This window comes from Streptomyces sp. NPDC055078, assembly GCF_053607985.1.
The window spans coordinates 1-5,932 of record NZ_JBSGUP010000515.1 but is presented as its reverse complement, the minus strand read 5'-3'; the positions used below and the strand labels follow the sequence as shown (position 1 = coordinate 5,932).

The 5,932-nt window shown below is 69.6% G+C and carries 6 protein-coding genes and 1 pseudogene; 4 read left to right on the top strand and 3 right to left on the bottom strand.

The window, feature by feature from the left end; translation table 11 throughout:
* Positions 1-236 (top strand): annotated as a pseudogene (locus ACWF94_RS30815) (methyltransferase, FxLD system); the annotation flags it as partial.
* A gap of 360 nt (positions 237-596) precedes the next feature.
* Here the strand turns inward: ACWF94_RS30815 and ACWF94_RS30810 are convergent.
* A complete protein-coding gene (locus tag ACWF94_RS30810) occupies positions 597-1,661 on the bottom strand; it encodes a transposase (protein WP_453495797.1) in 1,065 nt (354 codons plus the stop codon).
* 4 nt (positions 1,662-1,665) lie between these two features.
* Here ACWF94_RS30810 and ACWF94_RS30805 point away from each other — a divergent pair, with 4 nt between their 5' ends.
* Positions 1,666-1,866 (top strand): hypothetical protein, encoded by a 201-nt coding sequence (locus tag ACWF94_RS30805; RefSeq protein WP_453495795.1) that lies wholly within the window; start codon positions 1,666-1,668, stop codon positions 1,864-1,866.
* 294 nt (positions 1,867-2,160) lie between these two features.
* On the opposite strand, the gene ygiD is transcribed toward ACWF94_RS30805, so the two are convergent.
* Together ygiD and ACWF94_RS30795 are read right to left on the bottom strand one after the other, a co-directional pair.
* Complete coding sequence (gene ygiD / locus ACWF94_RS30800) at positions 2,161-2,961, bottom strand: 4,5-DOPA-extradiol-dioxygenase (RefSeq protein WP_453495792.1); 801 nt, start codon at positions 2,959-2,961, stop codon at positions 2,161-2,163.
* A gap of 131 nt (positions 2,962-3,092) precedes the next feature.
* Complete coding sequence (locus tag ACWF94_RS30795; RefSeq protein WP_453495790.1) at positions 3,093-4,100, bottom strand: ABC transporter substrate-binding protein; 1,008 nt, start codon at positions 4,098-4,100, stop codon at positions 3,093-3,095.
* Positions 4,101-4,291: 191 nt separating this feature from the next.
* On the opposite strand from ACWF94_RS30795, the gene ACWF94_RS30790 reads away from it, so the two are divergent.
* Positions 4,292-4,660, top strand: a complete 369-nt coding sequence (locus ACWF94_RS30790) for a winged helix-turn-helix transcriptional regulator (protein WP_453495787.1) — start codon at positions 4,292-4,294, stop codon at positions 4,658-4,660.
* A 45-nt stretch (positions 4,661-4,705) separates the two neighbouring features.
* Positions 4,706-5,932 (top strand): aldehyde dehydrogenase family protein (locus ACWF94_RS30785; RefSeq protein ID WP_453495784.1); only part of this gene is annotated, 1,227 nt, incomplete at its 3' end.

Here is a 5,932-nt window from a genome sequence, read left to right as displayed (position 1 = left end):
TCGCCTACCTCACCGTCCGCCCGGCCGACGACGACACCGACGAACTGGGCATCGTCACCCACGGCCCGGACAGCAGCAAGGTCACCAGCCAGACAGGCGACCTCCTCAACAGCTGGGCCCAGGACCGCCCCGCACAACCCATCGTCACCGCCTACCCGGCCACCACCCCCAACGGACACCTCGAACCCGGCACCCGCCTCACCCGCCCCGACACCCGCCTCACCATCAGCTGGTGACCAAGCAGACAGACGGCCGCTGACCTCGGCCCCGTCGTAGGCAGACGTCCAGCCGCCCCGCCGAACACGCACAGCGCTCCCGCTGCGGCGGCGCGCTCACACCAGTCGCGCTCCGACGGGCGTCCACACGAATGCGGTTCGACGCGATTCGGAGGGGGAGGGAACTGACCCGGCGCCGCTGTCCGCGCTTCGCTTCTTGTGCCGGGCGCGGCGTGGCCGGGTGTTCGATGCACCGGTAGCGTGCCCTGCTGCTGGCGCCGGTCCAGCGGCTCGGCCGCGGCGCGCGTGAACGTGTGGTGCCGCCTGGCCCAGCGCACGCTCGCATCGGGCTCGGGTTGGGGGCCGGTCCAGGCTCGGGTGTCAAGTATGAAGCCCCAACCGATGTCCGGCCTCCTCGACCGAGGCGATCGAGAGGTCGAGTGCTCGCGCCAGCTCGACGGTGCGGCGGACCAGGGGAGTGTTTCCGGAGCTGAGGTCGCCCTTGGCTTTCCAGCGGTCGACCGAGGAGATGCTGATGCCCCGAAGCCGGTTGATCACGGCCGTGATGGTGGCCGGCCAGACGCCGAAGTGACGGGCCACGGCGGTGAGGGTGATGTTCTTGGACTGCCGCAGAGGCCGCAGGTCGGCGATGCCGGAGACGGTGACCGTGGTGGTCAGGCAGCGGAACATCTCCCGGGCGATGGCCCGTTTCAGGAGCCGGATGATCTCCTTCTTCGTCCGCCCTGCGGCGGTCTGTCGTGCCACGTATTCGCGGGTGCGGGAGTTGCTGGACATGCGCACCAGGGCGATGCGGTGCCGGTTCGTTCTGCCGCTGGAGGCAGGGACGGGTGCGGCCCCGCAGAGGGCGGCGAAGGAAGCCTCGGTCCGCATGCGGTCGGGGTTGCCTCCGGCCGTGACCAGCAGTTGGGCGGCGGTGTCGGGGCCAACTCCGTAGGCGGCTCGCAGGCCGGGGTTTTGGTCGGTGACCTCGCTGTCCAGGGCCTGGGCCAGGGTCTCGTGCTCGGCGGTCAGCTCCTTGACGCGTCGGGCGAGGCTTTTGAGCGCGGTGAGGACCGCGACGTGGACCGTGTCCCCGGTCGGTCGCAGCCGGGCCAGGGCGTCGGTGCGGTCGGTCCCCTTGAGCTGCCCGTACTTGACGCGGATGGTCTCGGGGGCGGTGAAGAGGATGTGGGTGATCTGGTTGAGGGCGGCCGTGCGTGCCTTGACGGCGGAACGGGCGGTGTTGTGCAGGGCGAGTATCCCGGCGACGGTGTCGTCCTTCGGTGCGCCGGAGGCCCGCCCGGACAGGGCGGCCCGATCGGCATGCTCGTCGGCTGGGGTGCAGTCGGACTGGTCGGCGGCGCTCTGGACCTCTACCGGGCTACCCGCAGCTGTGAACTGCTGGCTGGTGCCGCCCGGTGGTACGGCGGTAGTCGCCGAGGTCAACGAAGTGACCCCTGAGGTGATCGACGGGGAGATGGGCAAACTTGGCGGCACTGTCCTGCGCAGGCCTGCCGACGAGGTGCTTGCCGAGCTCGAAGCCGCCGAATACGCCGCAAAGGCCGCCGTAGGGGAGGCGCGCAGGATCGTGCGCGAGGAGAAGAAGGCCGAACACAAGGCGGCCCTGCGCGAGAAGCTGCACATCGGCTGACAGTGCGTCAGGCACGAGGTGAGCTGTCATTTTTGCTGGCCTGGCCATGCTCGCACTTGAGTTCCCCAGATCCGGCGAGTCCTCCCCTCGCCGGGAACCAAGCTGGCACCTCCACGGCAGAGCGCGCAGAGCACCGAGGCCACCACACAACGCCAGAGCAGACTCATCGCCGCGTTCATCCTCTTGTGCGTCATCGCTGCGATCGTCGGTGCGATCGTGTGCAGAAGCTGACAGACCAGTGCCGCTGGTGGAGCACAGACGTTGGTCTGAAGTGTGCCGGACGTTGGGTGCGGGTCAGCCGAGGCGGATACCCAGCATGGAGATGGATCCGCCGTCGAATCCGTCGACGGGGAAGGTGACGGGGTCGATGCCTGTGCAGGCGGCCAGGACGTAGAGCAGCGGCAGGTAGTGCTCCGGTGTGGGGACGGCAAGCGCAGCGTCCGCGCCGCCCTGGTCATAGGCAGCGACGTCGTCGAACCTGCCCTTCGTGATCAGCTCCCGTAGCCGGGTGTCGAAGCGGACGGCCCAGTCGAAAGGTTCGACCGGATGCCCGCCCCAGGCATAAGTGTGCAGGTTGTGCACGACATTGCCGGACCCGAGGATGAGGATCCCGTCCTCGCGCAGTGGGCGCAGGCGGCGGGCGAGGTCATAATGCTGGGCCGGGGTGAGGGTCTCGTCGATGCCCAGCTGGACGACAGGGATGTTGGCGTCCGGGTACATGTGGATCAGTACGGACCAGGTGCCGTGGTCGAGTCCCCACCGGGTGTCGAGTTCGATGCGGTTGGGTGCCAGCAGCTCGCTGACCCGGGCTGCGAGTTCGGGTGAGCCGGGGGCCGGATAGCCGACGTGGAACAGGGCCGGAGGGAAGCCTCCGAAGTCGTGGATGGTCGCGGGACGCTCTGCGGCGGTGACCCGGCCGCCGGGTACGTACCAGTGGGCCGAGACCGACAGGATCGACCGCGGCCGCGGGATGGAGTCGGCCAGCTCCCGCCATGCCGCGGTGTAGGTGTTGTCCTCGATGGCGTTCATCGGATTGCCGTGGCCGACGAAGATCGCTGGCATCCGTACGGCCTGGTATCCGGCGGGACTCGCCATCATTGTTCCTTTTCCGTGCCACCGGTTCAGTGGCTTGTCGGGTGGGTCAGGGGCACAAGGCCGCCGGGCCGGAGGACCTCGATGAGTCCCGCCCGGCGGCCGAGGAGGGCAGCAGTGTGGCCGTGGGCGCCTCAGTGCCAGGTGCGGTCGATGCCGGTGGGGTTGTCGCCCTGGACGGGGCCGATGAAGTCCTCCATGATGCCGCGCAGCCGTTCCACCCGGGCGCGGTCGAGCATGAAGTCCCGGAAGCCGCTCGGATCGGTGTTGCGGTACTCGCTGATCGGCTTCCAGCCGGGGATCTGCACATCGCGGCGGGCGGGCCACTGGGCCGATGCCTGCTGGGCCTGCTTCGAGAGCCGGTAGCTCATGTAGAGCTTCGCGGCGGCGGGGTGCGGTGCGTCCTTGAGGATCGCTCCGGTCTGGTACCAGGACTGGAAGAAGTCCTCCTTCGGCAGGATGAACCGCATCGGGTCGCCCTCGGGCGGGTTGAGGTAGTAGAAGGAGGTGAACGTCGCCGCCCGCTCACCCGAGCCGATGACCGCCAGTGGCGTCGCCGTGCCACGTACCCACATCGGGTTCTGCGCCAGCAGCTTCTCCAGCCAGCCGTAGCCGTGCCTCGCGATGATCCGCTCGAACTGGAACAGGACGGCGTCGTCGTCGTGCGGATACGTCAGCACGATCCGGTCCCTGAGGTCCGGACGCAGGTAGTCGGCCGCCTCCCTCGGCGCCTGGGCCTCGGGGATGACGCTGGTGTCGACGACATTGGAGAACGCGAACACGAACAGCGCGTAGAAGGTGCCGTCGGGATCGGCGAAGTCCGGGTCGACCTGGTCCAGGCCCTCGGGCCGGAACGGCTGGAGCAGTCCGTGCTCCTTCCAGTACGGGAAGTCGTTCACCGTCTGGACGTGCACCACGTCCACCCGGTTGTCGCCGCGGATGTGCTGCGCGTCGATCCGCGCGTTGTGGAACTTGCTGAGATCGACGGTCACCTCGATGTCGATGTCCGGAAACGCCTCATGGAAACCGGCCGTATACATTCCGGCCTGTTCCGGAGCGTCCCCGCCCGCGTACACGACGAGCCCGCCGCCCTCCGCCTTGGCCTGCTCGTACAGCTCCTGCAATCCCGCGTCCGTGCTCATCACTCATCTCCTTGGTCGAAGGCGTGTTGCCCGTGGAGAAGCGGGAGCTTCCTCGCGGGCCTACGGGAAGAGACCCGTCGGCCGGTCGTCGGTTGGTCCGGTATGTCCCGGGTCCCGCACCGCTGACTATTCACTATCAAGGCACTAGTGACCTAGAACTGACCATGGTTCCAATTGGGTACTATTGCGGCATGCCCCGAACCCATGCGATACCCGATGCCCCCTATGGGGCGGGAACACCCACCCGGGAGATGATCGATCTCCTGGCCAACCGGTGGACGATTCATATCGTGCGGACCCTCAGCCCCGGCCCCTTGCGGTTCACCGAACTGCGCGATGCCTCCGGTATCAGCGCCCAGGTCCTCATCCGGACCCTGCGCACCCTGGAGCACGACGGCCTGGTCGCCCGCGAGGTGTTCGCCGAAGTACCGCCCCGCGTCGAGTACCGCCTCACCGAACTCGGCACCACGCTGTGCCCCGTCGTCCACGCCATCCGCGACTGGGCCGAACAGCACGCGCACGAGGTCATCGCGGCCAGAACACGCGCCGGAGACGGGTAGCCCTCCAGGGGCTCAACCCGGCTCCGAGCGGGAGCAGTACGGCTGGTGCGAGGAGGCATTCTCCTGGCCCCTGGCGACCGCGACCCCTCGGGCCCCGAGGTCCTCACCCGTGAAATGGGCAAGGTGCTCGCCGAATCGGCCATGGACTTCCAGTCGCCGCCCTGGGCCTGGTCGGCCTACCTGGACGATGTCGACGCGGTGGCCGGGGCGCTCACCGAGCGGCTGCCCGGCCCGGACGGGGGCCCGGCCGGGGACGGCGGGGTGGAGATCCGCCGCCGTCCGGTGGGGGTCGTCGGCGCCATCGTCCCCTGGAACTGGCCGATCGCCCTGCTGGGCGTGAAGCTCGGCCCCGCGCTGCTGGCGGGCAACACCGTCGTCGCCGTTCCCTCGCCGTACGCGCCACTCGGCGTCCTCAAGGCCGTCGAGGCCATCGGGGCCGTCCTGCCGCCCGGCGTCGTCAACGTCGTCACCGGGCTCGGCGAACGGGCCGGAGCCGCGCTCGCCGCGCATCCGGAGGTGGCGATGGTCGCCTTCACCGGCGGCGCGGACGCCGGACGTTCGGTGGCGACCGCGCTGGCGTCGGGGCCGGGCGGCCCACGGCGCGGCGTGTTCGAACTCGGCGGCAACGACCCGGCCGTACTGCTGGACGACACACCGATCGACGCAAAGATCCTGCGGACGCTCGCCTCGGCCTTCACTCTCACCTCCGGCCAGGTCTGCTTCGCCGTCAAACGGCTGTATGTGCACGAGTCCCGGTACGCCGAGGTCGTCTCGGGACTCGGGGACGTCCTCAAGGAGACCGTCGTTGGCGACGGCCTCGACCCCGAGGTCACCATGGGACCGCTGGCCAACGAGCACCAGTCCCGGCGCTTTCGGGGCCTGCTCGCCGACGCGGAGGCGAGCGGCGCCACCGTACGCACCTTCGGTGCCTTCCGGGACGCCGGGACCCCGGCGCACGGCCACTTCGAGCTGCCCGCCCTCGTCACCGGGGTGGCTCCGGACCGGCCGATCGTCGCCGACGAGCAGTTCGGCCCCGCGCTCCCGGTCATTGCCTTCCGTACGGACGACGAGGCGGTGGCGCTCGCCAACGGCACGCCCTTCGGGCTGACGGCGAGCGTCTGGTCGGCGGACCGCGGCCGCGCGGCCCGGCTCGCGGGCCGGATCGACGCGGGCGTCGTCTCGGTGAACGCCCACGGCTTCGCCGCATTCGACGCACGTGCCCCGTTCGGCGGGGTGGGCGCCAGCGGCTACGGCCGGGAGATGGGCCTCGAC

Coding starts and splice junctions, on each gene's coding strand:
- ygiD (WP_453495792.1), bottom strand. CDS start 2,961: ATGGCGAGTCCCGCCGGATACCAGGCCGTACGGATGCCAGCGATCTTC.
- ACWF94_RS30795 (WP_453495790.1), bottom strand. CDS start 4,100: ATGAGCACGGACGCGGGATTGCAGGAGCTGTACGAGCAGGCCAAGGCG.
- ACWF94_RS30790 (WP_453495787.1), top strand. CDS start 4,292: ATGCCCCGAACCCATGCGATACCCGATGCCCCCTATGGGGCGGGAACA.